Origin of the sequence: Bacillus sp. 22475, assembly GCF_052044835.1 — a bacterium.
GTDB classification, from domain to species: Bacteria; Bacillota; Bacilli; order Bacillales; family Bacillaceae_G; genus Bacillus_A; species Bacillus_A cereus.
In genome coordinates, this window is the sequence record NZ_JBQENW010000003.1 from 95334 (window position 1) to 113630 (window position 18297).

An 18297-nucleotide genomic window follows, 5' to 3' on the forward strand; every position below is an offset into this window, starting at 1 on the left:
TGTTTTTTATTTTATATAAATATCGCCATTAATTCTCGATTTTAAAATCCTTATTATTGTGCATGTAAAATACCTTGAAGTACAACTTCTAATCCCCAGCGGAACCTTTCTTCTCCACCAGACAACATATCATCTTTTAAGCTTACAATCATCGGATACTTTACTACATCTAATGTTTCGTACGAAGCACGAATTGCGTCAAGTGTAGTTCCCTTTTCTTTACGTGCTGTTTGTTCAAAGGCGACTGAAGCAGCATATAACAGTAGAATATCTACTCCCCATGCTGATGATTTCGCATTTACTCCTCCTAGGTGTAATTGGTGCAAAATCTGTTCGGTAAGAGCTAACGAATTTGGTCCAATTGGAATTGTCATTAAAGCCAATTCTGCCATTCCAGGGGAATTGAACAAAATTCTGAAATATGAATATACAAGTTCAAATAATTCTTTTTTCCATGTTTCATTTTTGACATCTACTTCTTCAATCTTTCCTAGACCATAATCTAATACAAACGCTCTTAATTCATCAGCATTTTTAACATAAACATATAAAGAAGATGGTCCTGTATCTAGCACTTTTGCAATTTTTCTCATACTAAGACCTGATATTCCTTCAGACTCCAGGAGGTTATATGCGGTTTTCACAATGATTTCTTTACTCAATGGTTCTTTTGCTGGTCGCGAACGACGGCTATTCGTTGTATTTGTTTTCTCTTCCATAGTTCTCCTTAATTACATCCAGTTTTATTGTTGTCCATGAAGTTGATTCATAAGATTGTACATTTTAATAGCAGCATCTTCTGAAAAACAAATTTCAAGGTTATCATTTGAGATAGCAGCAGATTGTGAAGAATAATCGTACATTTTTCCTTCATAAGTTTTGATTGCTTCGTTCAAATCGTCATACTTTACAATAGCTAGTGCAAGTTCTGCTGCATCACGCATAGCTAGGTTCACACCTTCTCCAGCAAATGGAGACATTAAATGAGCAGCATCACCAATTAAAGTAACACCAGGTGTACTATTCCAAGTTAGCCCCACAGGTAACATATAAATTCGTCTAGGAAAAATTGCACCATCTGCACATCTAATATAATTTTTAAGAGTTTCATCCCAGTCCTCAAAATATTGTAGAAGTTGACTCTTTGCTTCTTCTACATTTTCAAATGGAATCCCACAATTATCAAGCCATTCTTTATTAGTTCTAAAACTTAAGTATACTCGAATACTGTCATCTCCATTTAACTGTGCCAAAATACCTTTTTGATCCGAAAGTGCAAAGACTTTACCACGTCGATTAAACTCCGCTATTCCCGGATGATTTTCCGTGACATTTTGCAAATTCAATTCAATCATACTAATTCCAGTATATTGCGGTGCCGAATCTGTGACAAGTGGGCGAATTTGTGAAAAAGCACCATCTGCCGCTACAACTAAATCCACAATATCTACATGTCCATTTTCAAAATGAAGTTTATGCATACCATTTTCTAGAGAAACGGCTTTTATTAAATTATATCCCCAATGTATACATTCTGAATCAACAGAGTTTAAAAGCAACTCACGCAAAGTACCACGATCAATTTCAGGACGATCCCCGCCAGCTGAATCTGCTTCTTCATCTAAATATATTTTTCCACTTTTATCAAATAAGCGAAAATCTTCTCCCTCATATCTAGCAAATTCATAAAATTTCTCTAACAATCCTGCTTCTTTTAGCGCTTCTTGAGCAGAATCATGATGGATATCTAATGAACCTCCTTGTTGACGACTCATTGGGGATGTTTCTCTTTCATACAACACACTTTTTAAACCATGTTGTTGTAATATACGAGCTAATGTTAATCCTCCTGGTCCAGCGCCTATAATGGCAATTCTTTTTTTCGTATTTTTCGTTCTTTCCATCATTAATCACACCTTACATGTTTTTGAATTACTTGTTCTATTTATAACATAACGAACACTGTTCGTAAAGTACAGTGTTCGTTATTCTCTAAGGAAATTATGGTAACGGCTCCAATAAGAAAAACATGCTACAAATTAGTAATAGCATGTTTTTTGTGTCATCTATTTATTTAAGTTCTCAAAACACTTCAGTCGTTTCTATTTAAAGCTCCTTCTTTAATAGCTTCCCTTGCTTAAAATAAGCTCCAATTGTTGTACGGTTTGCTAAAAATACACCTATCAAAATGAAACAAGCCCCCATTCCCATTGTAGGATTTAAAGGTTCTCCTAATACGATATACCCTACGATAATTGCTATTAATGGTGATACATATAACCACGTCGATGGAAATACTGGGTTTGTTTTTGATAAGAGCCAGTAATATAATCCGTGTCCACCGATCGATCCGATAAATATGAGATATAAAATAGGCCATTGTACACTCCATGAAGTTAATACAGTTACATTTGGTTGTTCTACAATAATAGATGCGATTAGTAGTAAAATCCCTCCATAAAACATTTGAATTCCGTTAATAAGAAATGGTGATACATTTGATAAATCTGAAAGTATTTCTTTCGAACGAATAGAGCCTATTCCGTAAAATAACTCTCCTATAACTAAAACAATACAAGCAATACTCCATATGAAACTTACTTGTTGATGCATTCCTGGTAAAGAAACAAATATAACACCTATTAGTGCAATAACTAAAGCAACGAGTTGTTCCTTTTGTAATTTCTCCCTATTCCTCTTTGCTTGTATTAATAAAATCATCATTGGTCCCGTAGCAGACAGAACAGCAGCTAATCCCGAAGAAATATATTGTTCTGACCAATATAAACTTGCGAATGTCATAAATGTTAAACAAAATCCAGCATACATAATGCGTTTTGAAAATATATGTGGCATAATTTCTTTTCGCTTTAATTTAAAAAGAATCATAAGGATTATACCCGCTAAAAAGAAGCGAATTCCTGCTGAAAACAACGGTGGCGCCCCTGCTTCAATTCCAATTTTTATCGTTAAAAATGTTGTCCCGAAAATAATACATACTAAAATGTAATTAAAAATGACCATTTTTCTTCCTCCTTTTTACTCTTAAAATGAGTATAGAGGCTATGGTGTATAACAGTGTATGGGTACATATAACAGTTACTTCAAGTTGTAGTTGATTCCCTATATATTTTTCGCTTTAATTAAGTTAAAAAGAAAAATAGGTGAACCTATGAAAATTGTATTGCGTAAAGAAACAAACATACCGTATTACAAGCAAATATATATGCAAATTGTTGACAGAATACAAAGTGGTATGCTTTCACATGGTGAATCTCTTCCTTCTTTACGTTGTATGGCCACAGATTTACAAATCAATGTATTAACAGTTCGTAAAGCGTATAAACAATTAGAAACGAAAGGGTATATACGCATCGAACAAGGAAAAGGTGCTTACATATATAAACGGGTAAAGAAAGATTTCAAACCAATTCCGTATAAATGGCAACAAACGAAAACGATTAATGTTATGCGTTCTCAATATGCAATGAATAAGCACCGTAAATATTATAATTTTTCACAAGCAATTCTGTATCCTCGTCTGTTACCAAATCCATTTTTGACAGATGAAATGCATAAATTGCTGGATAAAAATCCGATGTTGTTAGCAACTTATGGACCAGTTCAAGGCGATTATGAATTGCGAGTTGAAATAGTGAATTACTTACATGAACACCAGAATTTAGTGACAGACCCATCTCAATTATTAATTACAAGCGGAGCACAACAAGGAATTAATTTAATTGCTCAAACATTATTAAAACCTGGAGATATCGTATTAGTAGAAAGTCCATGTTACAGTGCCGCGCTTGATGTTTTCATCAATAAAGGTGTTCAAATCATTCCCGTTTCTCTTGATAATCATGGAGTTCGCTCCGACTTAATTGATGATATTTGTCAAAGTAAAAATCCCGTTTTATTGTATACGAATCCCACCTTTCAGAATCCGACAGGTACAGTAATGAGTAAAGAACGAAGAATGGAACTTATAGAACTAGCGGAGCTATATCAATTTTTTATTATTGAAGATGATTCTTTCGGAGAAATATATTTTGAGGATGCTATAGTCCCGCCCCCAATCAAAAATTTTGATAAAGATGGTCACGTAATATATATAAAAGGATTTAGTAAAACGTTAGCACCAGGACTGCGTATCGCAGCACTTATTGCCGATGGCCCTATTTTTGAATGGCTATATGCAGTGAAAGGTTCAATGGATATCGGTAGTCCTTTATTAACACAAAAGGCACTTCTACCGTTTTTACGTGCGGAACGTATGAAAAATCATTTAGAAAAATTACGAACAGCTTTACAAATGAGACGTGATTTAACAATTGATATATTATCGCCATTAAAAGAACTAAACTTTGAAATACCAAATGGCGGTTTTAATTTATGGGTGACACTGCCTGATTCGATAGATCCCTTTACCTTATTACAAAAAGCAAATGAAGTAGATGTCTCTTTTTTACCAGGAACAGCTTGTCTATTAAATTACGAAACAAATGATAACCAATTAAGAATTAGCTATTCAATGTTAAACGAGAAAGATATGGAAATTGGATTAGAGAAATTACACGATACAATACGAAACAGTATTTATTAGAAGTAATAACACAATAGCCAACAATAAATAATACCCGCAAATGAAAATGTATAGTATGGGATATTATCTATTGTTGAGCTTTTTCGTTATTCAAATCTAGTTACTCTATAAGCTGTAATCTTCATTATCATTCCACTTTAACTACAATCTTTCCTCTAACATGTTGTCCTTCACTCAAAATATGAGCTTCTCGAACTCCTGCTTCATTAAATGGCACCACTTTACTTATGATTGGTTTGATTTTTCCGTTTACAATTAAAGCTGATAATTCTTCTAATTGTTTTCCATTTGGTTTTAGCCATAAAAATCCTGATTTTATTCCTTCTACTTTTTGTAGTGGTTCATGAACAATGGAAACTAAAACACCACCAGGTTTAATAATTCGAAAACTTTTTTCTTGCACTTCGCCACCTATTGTATCTAACACAATATCAAAATCTGATACTAGTTCTTCAAATTTATCTTTTTTATAATCAATAACGAGATCCGCTCCTAAAGACTGTAAAAATTCTTTATTTTTACTACTAGCAGTCGTTGCAACAAAAGCTCCAAATGATTTTGCGATTTGGATTGCCAAACTTCCAACGCCACCAGCTCCAGCATGAATGAATACACGGTCATTTTCTTTTATTTTTGCGTAATCTACAAGACTTTGCCACGCTGTAAGTCCTGCAAGAGGAATAGAAGCTGCTTCTTCGTAACTAATATTATTAGGCATATGTGATACTAAATCTAATTGTACTGCAATGAATTCAGCATAAGAGCCGCTTCCTATATTTTCAGGTTTCGTAAACACTTTATCTCCTATATTGAAACACTCTACATCTTCGCCAACTTCTTCAATAACTCCAGCTACATCTAATCCTAAAGTAATTGGAAATGAAAAGCGTAACTGTTCTTGTAAGTCACCTTTTCTTATTTTCCAATCAACCGGATTAACAGATGTTGCATGAATACGTATTAATACCTCATTATTCTTAACAACCGGTTTTAAAACTTGTCTTTCTTTTAATTCTTCAACACTGCCATATCGATCAATAACAATTGCTTTCATTTCCTCTCCTCCTTGCTGTTTATTTTAATAACATACAATTATTTCTCAAAATTTTTTGCCTTGAATTCCCATATACTTATTTTTGGGGGTAATTATGCAAAAAGCATTATAAAGTAAAACTTTAATCATTCCTCACCAATCGGGCTCTTACTGCCCGGCAAATAGCGGGATGAATTTCAAAAAGAATCTTACACACATCTTAGAATTATTCAAAACTGTATTGTTAATTAAATTCAAAAGAAATGGGGCTAACTTTATGAGTGAAAAGATATTTAAAATAAACGGTATTGATATATGTACAGAAAGCTTCGGTAACTCTAATGATCCCGCTATTTTATTAATTATGGGAGCTACTTGTTCAATGATATATTGGGATGAAGAATTTTGTGAAAAGTTGGCGAACACAGGAAAATTTGTTATTCGCTTTGATAATCGCGATGTTGGACGCTCTGTTACATATGAACCTGGCACTTCAAATTATTCAGTAACAGATATGGCTGAAGATGCAATCGGGGTATTAGACGCTTATCATATTGATAAAGCCCATCTTTTTGGTATGTCATTAGGTGGTATGATTGCTCAAATTGCTGCTGTAAAACATCCCGAAAGAATTTTGACGCTAACTTTACTAGCGACTAGTGTAATAGGATCTGATGACAATACTCGCGATTTACCTCCAATGGATGAAAGGATTTTAACACATCATGTAAATGGCACAAGTATAGATTGGGCAAATAAAAATGATGTGGCAGAGTATTTAGTTTCAGGATCTTGTCTATTATGTGGATCAGAACGAATATTTGATGAAAATAGAGTTTATAAACAAGTAAAACAAGAAATAGAACGCGCAAACAATTTATTAAGTATGTTTAATCACGCTTTACTTCAAGGTGATGATGCATATGAAGGTGTACTTCAATCCATACAAGCACCTACATTAGTTATTCACGGAACAGACGATACAGCACTACCATTTGAACATGGCCTCGCACTAATTGATGAAATTCCAAACTCAGTACTATTAACCCTTAAAGGGGCAGGCCACGAAAACCATCCAGATGACTGGGAAAGCATGATTAATGCTGTTTCTAAACATACATCTAAAATTTAGATAAACAACTAATGGAAGAGGGCACAAATTGTATTACAAATTGTGCCCCCTTCTAGTTACAAACAAAAACCCATCACTGTATTCGTATGTATAGTGATGGGGACTTTTTATATTTTTCTATGTTTAAAAAAATGGACAATCTAATTGATCAACAGATTTCCATAATTTTTTTTTTGCATTTTCGGTGGATGTATTTGTGTCTAGTGTCATGTTTTTAAAAGGGTTTACTTCGACTTTTAATAAGGATGAAGGCTCCACATATAATGAGAAAACATGGCTGCTTGGTAAAGCTTTTGAAACGTCAATATCTCCTACTTGTTTAAATAATTGCTGCGCAGCAAAAAAGAAGAAATTAGTTGGATTTGATTGTTTATTCAGCCACGCAAGCATTTCAGGTGATACCGATTTATGAATATTGATTTTTACTCGATCACCACGTTTATATCGCCTAGATCGCATACTTCCACCAACTAACTTATCGTTAAGTTTGTAAATCCTAACTCTTTTTGCTTATGCTCTCTATATTTTGGCGAACAAGTATATACTAATAAACCTCGTGCATTTGTAAATAACGGATTATCTACAAAGATTACATTTTTGAGTCGTCCTTTTTGCTTTAAAATCATTTTTAAACTATTTTTAATAATTACTGCACCCCCGCCATAAATAAACACGTATGGATCGTCTTTCATATCATCAATTTTATTTATAATATCTGTTGCGACACGCGCTGCTAAACCTAATAGTGCCGGCTGTGATTCCTCAACTAATAAGGTATTTCTCGGATGCGTATCATTTAAATAAATTTGATTGAATTCTGTAATACTATCAATCGTCTTAGTTGGATACTTCCGGTTCCATCTCGTAATGATTTGTAGTAACGTCTCTTTTACACCATAAGATAAACCTTTACTTAGTTGCGGACGGAAATTTACCCCTAATGAAACAACTTCTTCTGTCGTCCCTGCACCAATATCAAAAGAGAGTAGAGTTTTATCTACAAAATCAATTTCAGAAACTTGATTTTGCTCACATTCTATTTTATGTTTCACAACATTTCCTTCTTCATCGTATACAATGCCCCACGTCCCAGAAGCACCCTCAGGCAGGCATTTACAATACTCAATTGAAACATTAATTGTCACATCGCGTCCGTTCGGATAATGGAAAATAACCTTATGATTTCCCATATAACGTTTTGCATTTTCAGCAGCTATTTCTTGTGTAATAAGCTGCATAGGAAGAGCGACAGATAAATCATAACGAATATTAATATGGCTAGAAGTTGGACTTTGACGCATAGCGCTTACCGCCAAACCTGATAGTATTGTAATAACCATTAACTCATCCGTTGACTTATTTGATTTCTTCTCTACCTCAGTACCTTTTAATTGATCTTGAATGACTTTTTCTCCAACGATGTATCGTACATTATTAAGCATTAACGATGGCGAACTTATAGTCACATCAATGTGGTTTTCTAATTCAGATAATGAAACATCTACCTCATCTAAGAGTCCTGTCGGCTCACCTATATATAAAGAATAAATACTCGGAATAAAAATAGGGTCTTGCCCTTTCACCATTAACTTCAAACCGTTGTTTCCTGCATCTGCACCAGCTTTTAAAAGTATAGACATAACTACCCCCTAAATTAATCTGACATCCCTTCCAAATATATGCGAGCCCATTCTTTTACATTCAAATGTATTGTAATTTTTTATTTATTATAAAACCAAAATATTGCATACTTACATATTATATGTAAAAAGTATTTGACATGATACTTTTCCAATTTTATACTTATATTTGTAAAGAGTTTTTTACAATCGAGGGGGGCAATTATTTATTGAATACTAAAAAAACTATTTTTATAATCATTGTTTTAGCATTAATTGCAATACTAGTACATGGCACATATAAATACATCACTGAAGGTTCTATTTTGGGTGGTACGATTTTTGCTATCTCGTTAATACTTAGTAATTTAATTAATCACATTACTTGGGGAGATCCCCACGGTGTATCAGAAGAAAGTCAAGATGAAATGGGCCAACAAATTACATATAAAAGCTTTAAAATTGCGTATTTTGTGCTTGTAGTTGTAATGTTCCTTTTATTAATCTTCTCCGAAGGATTTTCTATGGGGGCTAATTTAGATGGCGTTAAAAACCTCCCTCTGTTCATCGCAATTTGCTCTTCATTCTTTATTTATCCTATTGTCGAACTCATAGTTGCAAAACAATATAAGTAAAAAGATGAGGTTTTCTACATGTAGAAAACCTCATCTTTTTATATTTACATACTCTCTACAATTGCTTTTAATTTATTCGCAGTCCGCCAATTCCTAACTGTAGCTGGTGTATGTAACTTCTGAAACTGGTTCATTAATTTAGAATTTCGAATGCTATTTTTGAAAAATAAATAAACGACCTTCTCATCTATATAGCAATCTTCAAGTTCATTTTTAAATGTAAGCAATTGACTACTCTCTTCTTCAGAAAGTACATTAGCTAAAAAAGCAATATGAACACTTTCTCCTTCTAACAATGAATGAACTTCATACGGACATTGTTTAATAATATTTATAAATTCATCATGTGTTCTTAGCATGACTGGAACATCGAAATCAAATTCTTTTTTTATTTCAGATTGTATTCGGTCCTTTAGAAAGTTTATACTTTCCTCAGATTCGAACACAATATTACCACTTTGTATATATGTTTTCACTTGTTTTAACCCTATTGATTCAAACACTCGTTTTAAATCAGCCATTTTGATTACTTTATGGCCACCTACATTGATTCCTCTTAGTAATGCAATATAAAGTGTCATATTATTCCCCCCACAGTAAAATGAACTTATCAATTGAATCGATTTCCCCACTCATATTTCTCGGATATTTGTTTTAATTCTTCTAACATATCATGAATAGATAATACCTCAAATAAAATAATAGATTCACTTGAAAAATGATGATAATGATTTGGTTTATAATCTTTCAAATCATTTTTATAACTCCAAAATTGCTTGTCTAATTCAGCAATAAGTTTGAAATGTTCCTCATCAATTTCATTACAACGGTTTCTCAATATAGCAATTATAGAATGAGTTGTTCGTTGTAATATTTCCCTTTCACCTTGTGACCAGTCACAAGTCTCAATTGACACTCGAGCTAAATTATCTATATGGTAAATGATTTGCTGTAATATATGAAGTTGGTTCTGCATGGTTAAAAAGCTTCTCATTTCCTTCTTTGTATGTTGATGATATTTCCAATCTTTCTGCTCATATTGAACAAATTGTATCGCCTTATGCAATAATACAGTTAATTTAGATAAATCCTGAGCGGTCTCCTTTTTCATACCTTTTCCTGCAACTAATGCAGTAATCCATTCTTCCATAATATTTGCTGTTTTAGCAAATAGATCCTCTGTACATCCAAAAATCGTTTTCGTGTAGTGTGGTGGGAAAATGAAAAAATTCACTAAAGTAGATACTATAATACCAGTAGATGTAGTAGCTAAACGAATTAAAAATGCAGTGAAATAATGATCTGCCGTAATTGGAATCATAGCTACAGCAGTTAAAGTTGCGACTAATGTTCCCGCATGTAACCTTAGTTTTTGACATGTAACGATCGTAAACATCGCAGCTAATGCATAAGAAATTGCTTGATGACCTAAGAAAAATGTGAACGTCATGGCATATGCCGATCCAATTGTTGAGGCCGGAAAGCGAATAAGCCCTTTTTTTATTGAGTCTGTTGCAGTTGGTTCAATTGTAACAATTGCTGTTATTACAGCAAAAATAGTTGGAATGTTAAAAAATTCACAAACTAACACTGTAAGAAAAACTGCAATCCCAGTTTTAATCACTCTTCCCCCAACGATATTCCATTTTCTATCTTGATTCATTTTTTATATCCTTCATTTCTGTTTCATTTTATATACATATATTATATATTACTAAAATAAAAAAACCTACTACGTGAATATTCAAGAGTAAGTTTTCTATCTCATTATTTCATTATAGGTAAATGCATTATTATTTGTTGGCCAATTGGTCCCATTCTTCTAAAACCTTTATCTTCGAAGCCGACTTTTGCATATAAATTTTGCGCAGGAATATTTCTTTCATTCACAGCAAGTACAACTTCATTTTTTATTGGAAAATAGCGTTTTACAAACTCTTCTAATAATAACAATGACTTTTTAGCGAATCCTTTTCTTTGTCTATTGTGATTAATAGAAAATGACGTTAAAAGTAAAGCATCCTCATTATCTGTGAACTCCTTTACTCTATCTCCCGTTTCCAATGCGAAAAGATCCACCGGTACCCCATTGTAATCTAAAATAACAATCACATTTTTTGTACGATCACTTTTTGCTTTTTCCAGTAAGGCGCTTGGATCTGCTGTAAACTGAACTTGTTCACTTGGTAAAGTAAATGTTTGTATAACTTCTTTATATTTCTCCTTATACGGAACTAATTGAATTTCCCCTGTGTGTATGTTCATGCTAAACTCTCCCATTTTTTAGCTTATTAACTTATACCTTGCTGTGCTTTTGAATGCACTCTTCCATCTAAAAAGGTAATTTCAACAAATGAATTTGGATTGTTTCCTTTCCAAGCAAAAATTTGTTTAATTTGTGTAGAATGTTCTACCCCTTCTTCTATAAGTAAATCCCCTTCAAAACCAATTAAATCTTTCACTTCTGTATAAGTCATTCCTTCATTTATGTTCGAGAAATGATTTATATTGATAGATTCTTTCTGTTGCCTTTCCATCACAGTAGAAGAAGTTGCTGTTTGATTTTTCACTTCTTTTCTCTTTTCACACGCTGTCATACTGAAACCTAAGCATAAACTAAACAATATACATGCGCTTTTTTTCATCATAACAGTTGTCCCTCCCATCATAATTAAACCATATATTCCCTTAAAAATAAACTGAATATTTAATATTATACTTAAAAACCTCGCACAATTAAGTACGAGGCTAATTTCATTTATTCAAATGATTATTTGATTGATCATCCTGTTCTTTTCTTAACTCTTGTTCTTCATCTTTTGGTAATTGTTTATCATTATCTTTAATTGGATTCGTTTCTCGATTTTCAATCATATCATTTGGAACTTGTGGCATTACTCGTCCCACAATAGCCGCTAATTCATCTAGTATACCTTCACCTGTTTTTCCTTTTTTAATTTGCTTTCCGATTTGTTTGAGGCGTTCATACGTATCAACATCTGCTACAACGACTGCATTAGCACCGTCAGGGTCATTTTTTAAACTTTCTGCAACAGAATATTTAATTGATTCAACACGAGTTCGATCAAGTTTTGCTTTTACGTCTATACCTACAATAGCATATTTTCCAACAACGACCGCTGTCGCATCATTCACACCTGGCACACTTGCTGCTAAAGATGCTAAATGATCTGCCGCTTTTTCATTTGGCTTATTTGATTTATTCGTATAATTAACATTTTTCATTGAAACATTTTTTTGTTCCGGCTTTTCGTTTGGGTTTTCTTTTGTTCCAATACTGCATCCAGTTATAACGAAGCAAAGCATTAATATATATATTAGAGTTTTCATTATTTTCACCACTTCACTTTTAAGGTTTAATCATAAATTTTTTCAACAGCTTGCATTTTCTTTACCTTTTCCTCGGCCCCGCTATTAGCATTAATGAATATTTGGTACGTATCTTTTCCTAAAGTACCTACAAATTCATAGCAAAGTACTTCATTATGCAAATCATTAACTACTATAGCTTTACGTTCTTCCATTACTTTTACATCCGGATTGATTTTCTTTCTTGCTTCTGCTGCAGTTAGCTTTGCCGATGGAACTGTTCGTTTTTGATGTGACGCTAAATATTCTTTTGCGGAGAACCCTACGATAGAACCGTCATCTAAAGCAATTTTCATTTGGATTGCTTCTGGATAAATTCGTACTCCATTTTCATTTACTACATACGTAAATACACCAACATTATCATATTGAGAGCTATCATAAAGCTCCATATTATTAAACTTATGGTCCTTTAAAAATTTCAAACCTTTACTACCTGCATCGTTTAAACTAACTTTCTGTTCTTTAATTTCGCGGTTATTCATAACCCAAATTGGATATCCGCCTTTTCCGGTAATATCCATATAGAACTCATTGTTCGTTGCTTCATCTTTAATTTTCACACTATAGAAGGATTCTTTCGCACCTTTTCCACTTTTCTCTACATCTACTTTTTCATTTCCTTTTAAATTCAAAAACGATTTGGAAATTTTCGCCGCTTCATCTTTAGAAATTGCCTTTCCTTCCGCTTCAAATCCGCCTTTTTTATTTTTTTGCGCACTTGTAAAGGTCGGTCCGAAATTTGTAGAAGAATATGATGTTACGTTTTTCTCTACAGTTTTCAATCCATCAATAATTGTGTTATCTGCTGGATCACGATTTGATGCAAGTGCCATTTCTACATCCATCCAGCGTAAATTATTTTTCAAAACAAGATGTTGTACTTTTCTTAGTTCATCTTGTATATTTCCTGCATTTGAATATAAAGTCTGTAGCGTTTTATATTCTTGCTCATTTAACGGCTCTTTTTCTAAATCACGAATGGCTGCACGGTAACTGAAATCACCGATATTCGCTAAAAATTCTTCCGTTTTATTAAATGGCATTAATGTTAAAGGAAGTTGTCCTACATCTGAGCGAGCTTCAGATGTTAAACGCCATACATCCGCTAATGCAGGTGATAAAGATGATCGTGAATTCATCGCAAGTGTTGTGCCAATTTTATCGTGTAATAAATCGACTTCGTATGCTAAATCATGGAATGCACGTTGATAACTATTTTCCGCTCGAATTAAAACCGCATTTTTCTCTTGGTGCTCTTTATAGCCCCAATAGCCTGTTCCTACTACACCGACTGTTAATAATACAATGATAATACCTCGTAACATTGTCCCACCTCCGCTCTATTTACAGAAAATATGTTTACCGATTTTTTTAATTTGTGGACGAGTCCAAATCCATTTACTAGTCGCAGTATCTGGATTGAAATAATATAAAGCATTTCCTGTTGGATCCCATCCGTTAATCGCATCTAAAACTGCTTTTTTTGCTGTTTCATTTGGCGTTAAATATATTTGTCCATCGGCTACCGCTGTAAATGCTCTAGGCTCAAAGATTACACCTGAAACAGTATTTGGGAATGACGCACTTGTAACACGATTCAAAATAACGGCAGCTACTGCAACTTGTCCTAAATACGGTTCACCACGTGATTCTCCGTATACTGCGTTTGCCATAAGCTGAATATCATTTTGAGAATAACCGTTCGGAACATTTGTCCCTTTATTTTGAGGTGGTTTATTCTCTTGTGCAGTTCCGCCGCTATTTCCTTTATTCGTTGTCGTCCCTTTATTAGCAGTTGACTTGTCATACTTCGTTGCCTTCACGAGCATTTGCTTCGTTTTAGCTCCAGCTAAACCATCAACGGGTAATCCGAATTTCTCTTGAAAATTCCGAAGTGCCCAGTATGTACCCCATCCGAAAACACCATCCACTTTTCCCGTATAAAATCCGTTATATTTCAAACGAGATTGCAGTTCAATGACATCTTCGCCAGATGCTCCTCTTTGAATAACTTGATTAGAAAAAGCTTCTACATTCTTTAGTTGTATACTACTGACCATTAAAGACAGTCCTATGAACGCAAGTAAAACTGCTATTTTAAAAATAGCTTTTTGGCGCATAATTTTCCCTCCTTAATTACGGAAATGATTTCTTGGTTATGTTTTGTAAAAGCCTCGCTTTTATGTAAAGAAGACAAAAAAATCCAAACTAATATCGTTGAAAAAATATGTAAACAATATAAAAAAAGGATAAAAGGAGTTCATCATGAAGAAATCGTTAAAACGTGTCGCACTCGTCATTCTGTTCCTAACAACATGTTCATATATATATACAGGCTCATCAATTGTTCATGCGCAGCCGCCGTATGCCAAATGGGGTAAACTTGCCGTAGAAAAGACGAAAGAACAATACCCAAAAGCAGAAATTATTGACTATCTTCATATAGGTAGAAAACCAAAAACAGTTCAAATAACTGTTGAAAAATTTAAATTGTGGTTACGTGAAGATGGAAAAGAATATGGTGTTTTTGTTGATGTAGAATTTGAAACGAAGACGGAGAAATTTATAAAGTTGTCGTTTCAGAAGACGAGTAGATAAAGTGAAACTTTAATCAGCCCTCACCAATCGGGCTGCCCGTTAATGCGGGATAAAGTGAAACCCCCACTGTTAAAAACAGAAACAGTGGGGGTTCTTGCATTTCTAAAATTCTTTCCTAAAGTTTCGATTCCCTAAAAATCTTACCAATATACAAATAGCCCCAATTACAATTGCTATCCCTATACTGTATAAAAGTACTTTACCATATCCACCTATTCTCGGATCTAAAAACGGATATGGATACCAATTCACGATTGGACCACGTATTAAGCTATATACAACGTAAAAACACGGGAATAAGAGCCAACTTGCAGCTTGTTTCCAAGTGATTTTCTTAATAGGTGGATTTAAAATCCAATCTAAAAGCATTGCAATCGGCATGATATAATGTAGCACAGTATTTACCCATGGTATTGCCGTTTGAAGTGACTCTTCTAACCCTCTTAGTAACAAAAAATAAACGAGTCCTGTCGTAAGTATGTATACCGTTGCCGCACCACGAAGTATACTAAACTGTTCTGAGCGACCAAATGTAGCTGTTCCGATACTGCTTAAAAGGAGAATACATGCAACTAAAATGTTACTTTCAATGGTGAAGAAACTAAAAAAGTTAACTGGATTAAACGGCTTCACTTGTGCCCTAATTATGAATTGCGTAACAATGGCGCTACATACTAGAAGACTTAAACATAATCTAAATAAAGATAAAATTTTTTCATCCTTCATACATTCCCTCCTTTTCTTATATATAATTAGAATTTCCCTGTACATGCTCAATAAATAGTTTTAATGGAACGAGCCCACGTTTTGGCATATGACTACTTATAATAGCTACTATTTCTAACTGAGGAATGATAACGATGTATTGTCCGCCGTATCCCATAGCAAAATATATACAATACGGTATGTGAAATCTTCCGTTATGTAATACCCACCAGTGATATCCATATGCACCGACATGTTCATATGTTTCAAATAGAGCCCTACTTGACTCTTCTAACCATTTCGCTGATACAATTTCTTTTTCATTCCAATATCCATTTTGCAAACATAACTTTCCTAATTTTAATAAATCGGTAGATTTCATTTTCATACCGAAGCCGCCGACATATATACCTTGCGGATCTTGTTGCCACTCGTATTCGTTAATTTCTAATGGATCAAATAAATATTTCTTTGCAAACCGCTCTGTCGACATTCCAGTAGCTTCTTGAATAATATAGCTCAGTAAATGAGAAGAACCTGAATTATAATTCATTTTTGTAGCAGGTTCTTCAATTATTGGCTTTTCTAATATGTACTGTACCCAGTTCTCTGATTCTACAAAGTCATTTGGGAATACTACTCCATTTCCAAACTCTTTCCAATCCTCACCAGTAGTCATTGTTAATAAGTGATAAAGCGTCAAATCATGTTTTTCCCCAGGTACATTTTCAATCCACTCTGTAATCGGTGTATGTATATCATTTATATAGCTCTTATCAATTGCAATACCAATTAATAAAGATATAATACTTTTTGTAATCGAATTTATTTTATATAAGTTATTTGCACATTCAGGTGTTTTATAGTACTCAGTTGTTAATTCCCCTTTTTGATAAACAAGAAATGTATTCACTTTTTTCTTTTCGAATTTATTTTCTAGTTGCTTGAAATCCAAAAACTTTACCTCCATTTAAATAGTTACTCCATTTATTATATCTTGTTCCTTCATTTTAAACATAATTGTGCTCAAATAAAAATAAACCTGTCAGCCATAATGAACTGACAGGTTTATTTTTATAATTTCGTACGAACATTCCAAAGCTCTGGGAAGAATTGTTGATCAAGTACTCGTTTTAAATAAGAAACACCGGAGGATCCACCTGTTCCCATTTTATGTCCAATAATTCGTTCTACTGTTTTCATATGACGGAAACGCCATTGTTGTAGCCAGTCTTCAATATCAATCAATTTTTCAGCAAGCTGATATAAATTCCAATATTTTTTCACATCCGCATATACTTCTAACCACGCTGCTTCTACTGTTGCATCTTCTTCATAAGGTTGCGTAATATCACGGTTTAACACATCTTTATGAATAGGGAATCCTTCTATTACTAATGCTTGAATCGCGACATCATATAGACTTGGTGCATGTAGCGCTTTATGAAGTCGTGCATGTAATTCTGGATCCTTTTCATAAATTTTTAATGCGTGTGGCGTTTTATAGCCAAGTGCATACTCAATCATACGATATTGATACGATTGAAAACCTGAAGCTTGACCGAGTGAATCACGAAACTCAATATATTCTGATGGTGTTAATGTCGCAAGAATATCCCAAGATTGAATAATTTGAGACTGAATTTTTGATACACGTGCTAACATTTTAAAAGCTGGTTGTAATTTATCTTGTTTAATCGATTCAATCGCCGCATTTAGCTCATGTAAAATGAGCTTCATCCAAATCTCACTTGCTTGGTGAATAACGATAAATAACATTTCATCATGATGGTCCGATAATCTTTTTTGAGAAGATAGTAAACTATCTAATTGTAAATACTCCCCATACGTCATATTCTCTTTAAAATCCGTATGAATCCCTTTTTCCATAATTACTTTTTCATTTTCTTTCATATTAGCCAAACGCCCCTTTTATATGATTCTACTTATATTGGTCTAATAACGGCTCGAACTGGACTTCCATCTGCATCAGTTAATGCAAGTGGTAATGCAATAAGTTCATAATCACCGTCTGCTACATGATCTAGTACGACATTTTCTAAAATATGAATTCCATGTTTAAATAATTGATGATGCGCTGCTAATTCTTTATCATCTAGCGGATCAACTGATGGTACATCTACTCCGATTAAACGAATACCTTTCTCTGAAAGAAACGACGCTATGTCTGCACGTAAATGAGGGATCACATCTGGAAATTCTTCAGCTTTTCCATGTGAAGATGTACGTAATAATAATCGTTCTACACCTTCTAAATGAAAGCTTTCTAATTCCTTTTTCCCGATGCTTTCAAAATTAGAAACGTCAATAATCCGTGCCGGACCAACATAAACTTGAACATCTAAATCTAATACTTTCTTTCCATCATTATCAAAATGAAATGGTGCATCAATATGAGTGCCTGTATGAATACTCATCGTTAACTTTCCGACATTTACCGAGCCACTTTCTTCTTTTGACCATGAAACTTCATACGAGAACGGTGTGTCTCCTGGCCACGTTGCAATATTATTATTTAGCGGTTGTGAAATATCAATCCACTCTGATGTTTTCAT

Annotated in this window: 21 protein-coding genes; 4 read left to right on the forward strand and 17 right to left on the reverse strand. The window is 33.7% G+C overall.

Annotated elements, in window-relative coordinates; translation table 11 throughout:
* Positions 1-53: 53 nt before the first annotated feature.
* The 3 genes from ACTJJY_RS06690 to ACTJJY_RS06700 form a co-directional block, all read right to left on the reverse strand.
* Positions 54-719, reverse strand: a complete 666-nt coding sequence (locus ACTJJY_RS06690; RefSeq protein ID WP_440605257.1) for a TetR/AcrR family transcriptional regulator — start codon at positions 717-719, stop codon at positions 54-56.
* Between the two features lie 24 nt (positions 720-743).
* The gene (locus tag ACTJJY_RS06695) at positions 744-1907 is read right to left on the reverse strand and encodes an FAD-dependent oxidoreductase (RefSeq protein WP_440605258.1); all 1164 of its coding nucleotides are present in this window, start codon (positions 1905-1907) and stop codon (positions 744-746) included.
* 199 nt (positions 1908-2106) lie between these two features.
* A complete protein-coding gene (locus ACTJJY_RS06700; RefSeq protein ID WP_440605259.1) occupies positions 2107-3024 on the reverse strand; it encodes a DMT family transporter in 918 nt (305 codons plus the stop codon).
* 148 nt (positions 3025-3172) lie between these two features.
* On the opposite strand from ACTJJY_RS06700, the gene pdxR reads away from it, so the two are divergent.
* Entirely contained in the window at positions 3173-4606 is a 1434-nt protein-coding gene (pdxR, locus tag ACTJJY_RS06705) for a MocR-like pyridoxine biosynthesis transcription factor PdxR (RefSeq protein ID WP_440605260.1), read from the forward strand.
* 127 nt (positions 4607-4733) lie between these two features.
* Here the strand turns inward: pdxR and ACTJJY_RS06710 are convergent, their stop codons facing one another.
* Positions 4734-5660 (reverse strand): NADP-dependent oxidoreductase, encoded by a 927-nt coding sequence (locus ACTJJY_RS06710; RefSeq protein ID WP_029442511.1) that lies wholly within the window; start codon positions 5658-5660, stop codon positions 4734-4736.
* 256 nt (positions 5661-5916) lie between these two features.
* Between ACTJJY_RS06710 and ACTJJY_RS06715 the strand changes: the two genes are divergently transcribed.
* Positions 5917-6771 carry an alpha/beta fold hydrolase gene (locus ACTJJY_RS06715; protein WP_440605261.1) on the forward strand — a complete coding sequence of 285 codons (855 nt, stop codon included), beginning with the start codon at positions 5917-5919 and terminating at the stop codon, positions 6769-6771.
* Between the two features lie 123 nt (positions 6772-6894).
* On the opposite strand, the gene ACTJJY_RS06720 is transcribed toward ACTJJY_RS06715, so the two are convergent.
* Together ACTJJY_RS06720 and ACTJJY_RS06725 are read right to left on the reverse strand one after the other, a co-directional pair.
* On the reverse strand, positions 6895-7230 hold the full coding sequence (locus ACTJJY_RS06720) for a hypothetical protein (RefSeq protein ID WP_440605262.1): 336 nt from the start codon (positions 7228-7230) through the stop codon (positions 6895-6897).
* 11 nt (positions 7231-7241) lie between these two features.
* On the reverse strand, positions 7242-8411 hold the full coding sequence (locus ACTJJY_RS06725) for a ParM/StbA family protein (protein WP_000025623.1): 1170 nt from the start codon (positions 8409-8411) through the stop codon (positions 7242-7244).
* Between the two features lie 209 nt (positions 8412-8620).
* Between ACTJJY_RS06725 and ACTJJY_RS06730 the strand changes: the two genes are divergently transcribed.
* Positions 8621-9025, forward strand: a complete 405-nt coding sequence (locus ACTJJY_RS06730) for a hypothetical protein (RefSeq protein WP_001093141.1) — start codon at positions 8621-8623, stop codon at positions 9023-9025.
* A gap of 44 nt (positions 9026-9069) precedes the next feature.
* On the opposite strand, the gene ACTJJY_RS06735 is transcribed toward ACTJJY_RS06730, so the two are convergent.
* The 7 genes from ACTJJY_RS06735 to sleB all read right to left on the reverse strand — a co-directional run bounded on the left by ACTJJY_RS06735 (position 9070) and on the right by sleB (position 14538).
* Positions 9070-9606, reverse strand: coding sequence for a DUF1697 domain-containing protein (locus tag ACTJJY_RS06735; protein ID WP_440605263.1), 537 nt, complete (start codon positions 9604-9606; stop codon positions 9070-9072).
* A 29-nt stretch (positions 9607-9635) separates the two neighbouring features.
* Entirely contained in the window at positions 9636-10688 is a 1053-nt protein-coding gene (locus tag ACTJJY_RS06740) for an aromatic acid exporter family protein (protein WP_440605264.1), read from the reverse strand.
* Positions 10689-10792: 104 nt separating this feature from the next.
* Complete coding sequence (locus tag ACTJJY_RS06745; RefSeq protein WP_440605265.1) at positions 10793-11305, reverse strand: GNAT family N-acetyltransferase; 513 nt, start codon at positions 11303-11305, stop codon at positions 10793-10795.
* 11 nt (positions 11306-11316) lie between these two features.
* A complete protein-coding gene (locus ACTJJY_RS06750; RefSeq protein ID WP_016512697.1) occupies positions 11317-11673 on the reverse strand; it encodes a hypothetical protein in 357 nt (118 codons plus the stop codon).
* Positions 11674-11779: 106 nt separating this feature from the next.
* Positions 11780-12376: a YhcN/YlaJ family sporulation lipoprotein gene (locus ACTJJY_RS06755; RefSeq protein WP_000854060.1), complete on the reverse strand. Its 597-nt coding sequence runs from the start codon at positions 12374-12376 to the stop codon at positions 11780-11782.
* A 26-nt stretch (positions 12377-12402) separates the two neighbouring features.
* Complete coding sequence (gene ypeB, locus ACTJJY_RS06760) at positions 12403-13743, reverse strand: germination protein YpeB (protein WP_440605266.1); 1341 nt, start codon at positions 13741-13743, stop codon at positions 12403-12405.
* 15 nt (positions 13744-13758) lie between these two features.
* On the reverse strand, positions 13759-14538 hold the full coding sequence (gene sleB, locus ACTJJY_RS06765; protein WP_001249053.1) for a spore cortex-lytic enzyme: 780 nt from the start codon (positions 14536-14538) through the stop codon (positions 13759-13761).
* Between the two features lie 145 nt (positions 14539-14683).
* Here sleB and ACTJJY_RS06770 point away from each other — a divergent pair, with 145 nt between their 5' ends.
* Complete coding sequence (locus ACTJJY_RS06770) at positions 14684-15016, forward strand: DUF3889 domain-containing protein (protein ID WP_440605267.1); 333 nt, start codon at positions 14684-14686, stop codon at positions 15014-15016.
* A gap of 102 nt (positions 15017-15118) precedes the next feature.
* Here ACTJJY_RS06770 and ACTJJY_RS06775 read toward each other — a convergent pair whose 3' ends face one another.
* The 4 genes from ACTJJY_RS06775 to kynB all read right to left on the reverse strand — a co-directional run bounded on the left by ACTJJY_RS06775 (position 15119) and on the right by kynB (position 18297).
* Positions 15119-15742, reverse strand: coding sequence for a Pr6Pr family membrane protein (locus ACTJJY_RS06775; protein ID WP_440605268.1), 624 nt, complete (start codon positions 15740-15742; stop codon positions 15119-15121).
* A 16-nt stretch (positions 15743-15758) separates the two neighbouring features.
* Positions 15759-16676, reverse strand: a complete 918-nt coding sequence (locus ACTJJY_RS06780) for a serine hydrolase domain-containing protein (protein ID WP_440605269.1) — start codon at positions 16674-16676, stop codon at positions 15759-15761.
* A 119-nt stretch (positions 16677-16795) separates the two neighbouring features.
* Positions 16796-17635 (reverse strand): tryptophan 2,3-dioxygenase, encoded by an 840-nt coding sequence (gene kynA / locus ACTJJY_RS06785; RefSeq protein ID WP_440605270.1) that lies wholly within the window; start codon positions 17633-17635, stop codon positions 16796-16798.
* 32 nt (positions 17636-17667) lie between these two features.
* Positions 17668-18297: an arylformamidase gene (kynB, locus tag ACTJJY_RS06790; protein ID WP_440605271.1), complete on the reverse strand. Its 630-nt coding sequence runs from the start codon at positions 18295-18297 to the stop codon at positions 17668-17670.

Excerpts from the sequence above, each read along its gene's own strand:
- ACTJJY_RS06690 (WP_440605257.1), bottom strand. The coding sequence starts at position 719 with ATGGAAGAGAAAACAAATACAACGAATAGCCGTCGTTCGCGACCAGCA.
- ACTJJY_RS06695 (WP_440605258.1), bottom strand. The coding sequence starts at position 1,907 with ATGATGGAAAGAACGAAAAATACGAAAAAAAGAATTGCCATTATAGGC.
- ACTJJY_RS06700 (WP_440605259.1), bottom strand. The coding sequence starts at position 3,024 with ATGGTCATTTTTAATTACATTTTAGTATGTATTATTTTCGGGACAACA.
- pdxR (WP_440605260.1), top strand. The coding sequence starts at position 3,173 with ATGAAAATTGTATTGCGTAAAGAAACAAACATACCGTATTACAAGCAA.
- ACTJJY_RS06710 (WP_029442511.1), bottom strand. The coding sequence starts at position 5,660 with ATGAAAGCAATTGTTATTGATCGATATGGCAGTGTTGAAGAATTAAAA.
- ACTJJY_RS06715 (WP_440605261.1), top strand. The coding sequence starts at position 5,917 with ATGAGTGAAAAGATATTTAAAATAAACGGTATTGATATATGTACAGAA.
- ACTJJY_RS06720 (WP_440605262.1), bottom strand. The coding sequence starts at position 7,230 with ATGCGATCTAGGCGATATAAACGTGGTGATCGAGTAAAAATCAATATT.
- ACTJJY_RS06725 (WP_000025623.1), bottom strand. The coding sequence starts at position 8,411 with ATGTCTATACTTTTAAAAGCTGGTGCAGATGCAGGAAACAACGGTTTG.
- ACTJJY_RS06735 (WP_440605263.1), bottom strand. The coding sequence starts at position 9,606 with ATGACACTTTATATTGCATTACTAAGAGGAATCAATGTAGGTGGCCAT.
- ACTJJY_RS06740 (WP_440605264.1), bottom strand. The coding sequence starts at position 10,688 with ATGAATCAAGATAGAAAATGGAATATCGTTGGGGGAAGAGTGATTAAA.
- ACTJJY_RS06745 (WP_440605265.1), bottom strand. The coding sequence starts at position 11,305 with ATGGGAGAGTTTAGCATGAACATACACACAGGGGAAATTCAATTAGTT.
- ACTJJY_RS06750 (WP_016512697.1), bottom strand. The coding sequence starts at position 11,673 with ATGATGAAAAAAAGCGCATGTATATTGTTTAGTTTATGCTTAGGTTTC.
- ACTJJY_RS06755 (WP_000854060.1), bottom strand. The coding sequence starts at position 12,376 with ATGAAAACTCTAATATATATATTAATGCTTTGCTTCGTTATAACTGGA.
- ypeB (WP_440605266.1), bottom strand. The coding sequence starts at position 13,743 with ATGTTACGAGGTATTATCATTGTATTATTAACAGTCGGTGTAGTAGGA.
- sleB (WP_001249053.1), bottom strand. The coding sequence starts at position 14,538 with ATGCGCCAAAAAGCTATTTTTAAAATAGCAGTTTTACTTGCGTTCATA.
- ACTJJY_RS06770 (WP_440605267.1), top strand. The coding sequence starts at position 14,684 with ATGAAGAAATCGTTAAAACGTGTCGCACTCGTCATTCTGTTCCTAACA.
- ACTJJY_RS06775 (WP_440605268.1), bottom strand. The coding sequence starts at position 15,742 with ATGAAGGATGAAAAAATTTTATCTTTATTTAGATTATGTTTAAGTCTT.
- kynA (WP_440605270.1), bottom strand. The coding sequence starts at position 17,635 with ATGAAAGAAAATGAAAAAGTAATTATGGAAAAAGGGATTCATACGGAT.
- kynB (WP_440605271.1), bottom strand. The coding sequence starts at position 18,297 with ATGAAAACATCAGAGTGGATTGATATTTCACAACCGCTAAATAATAAT.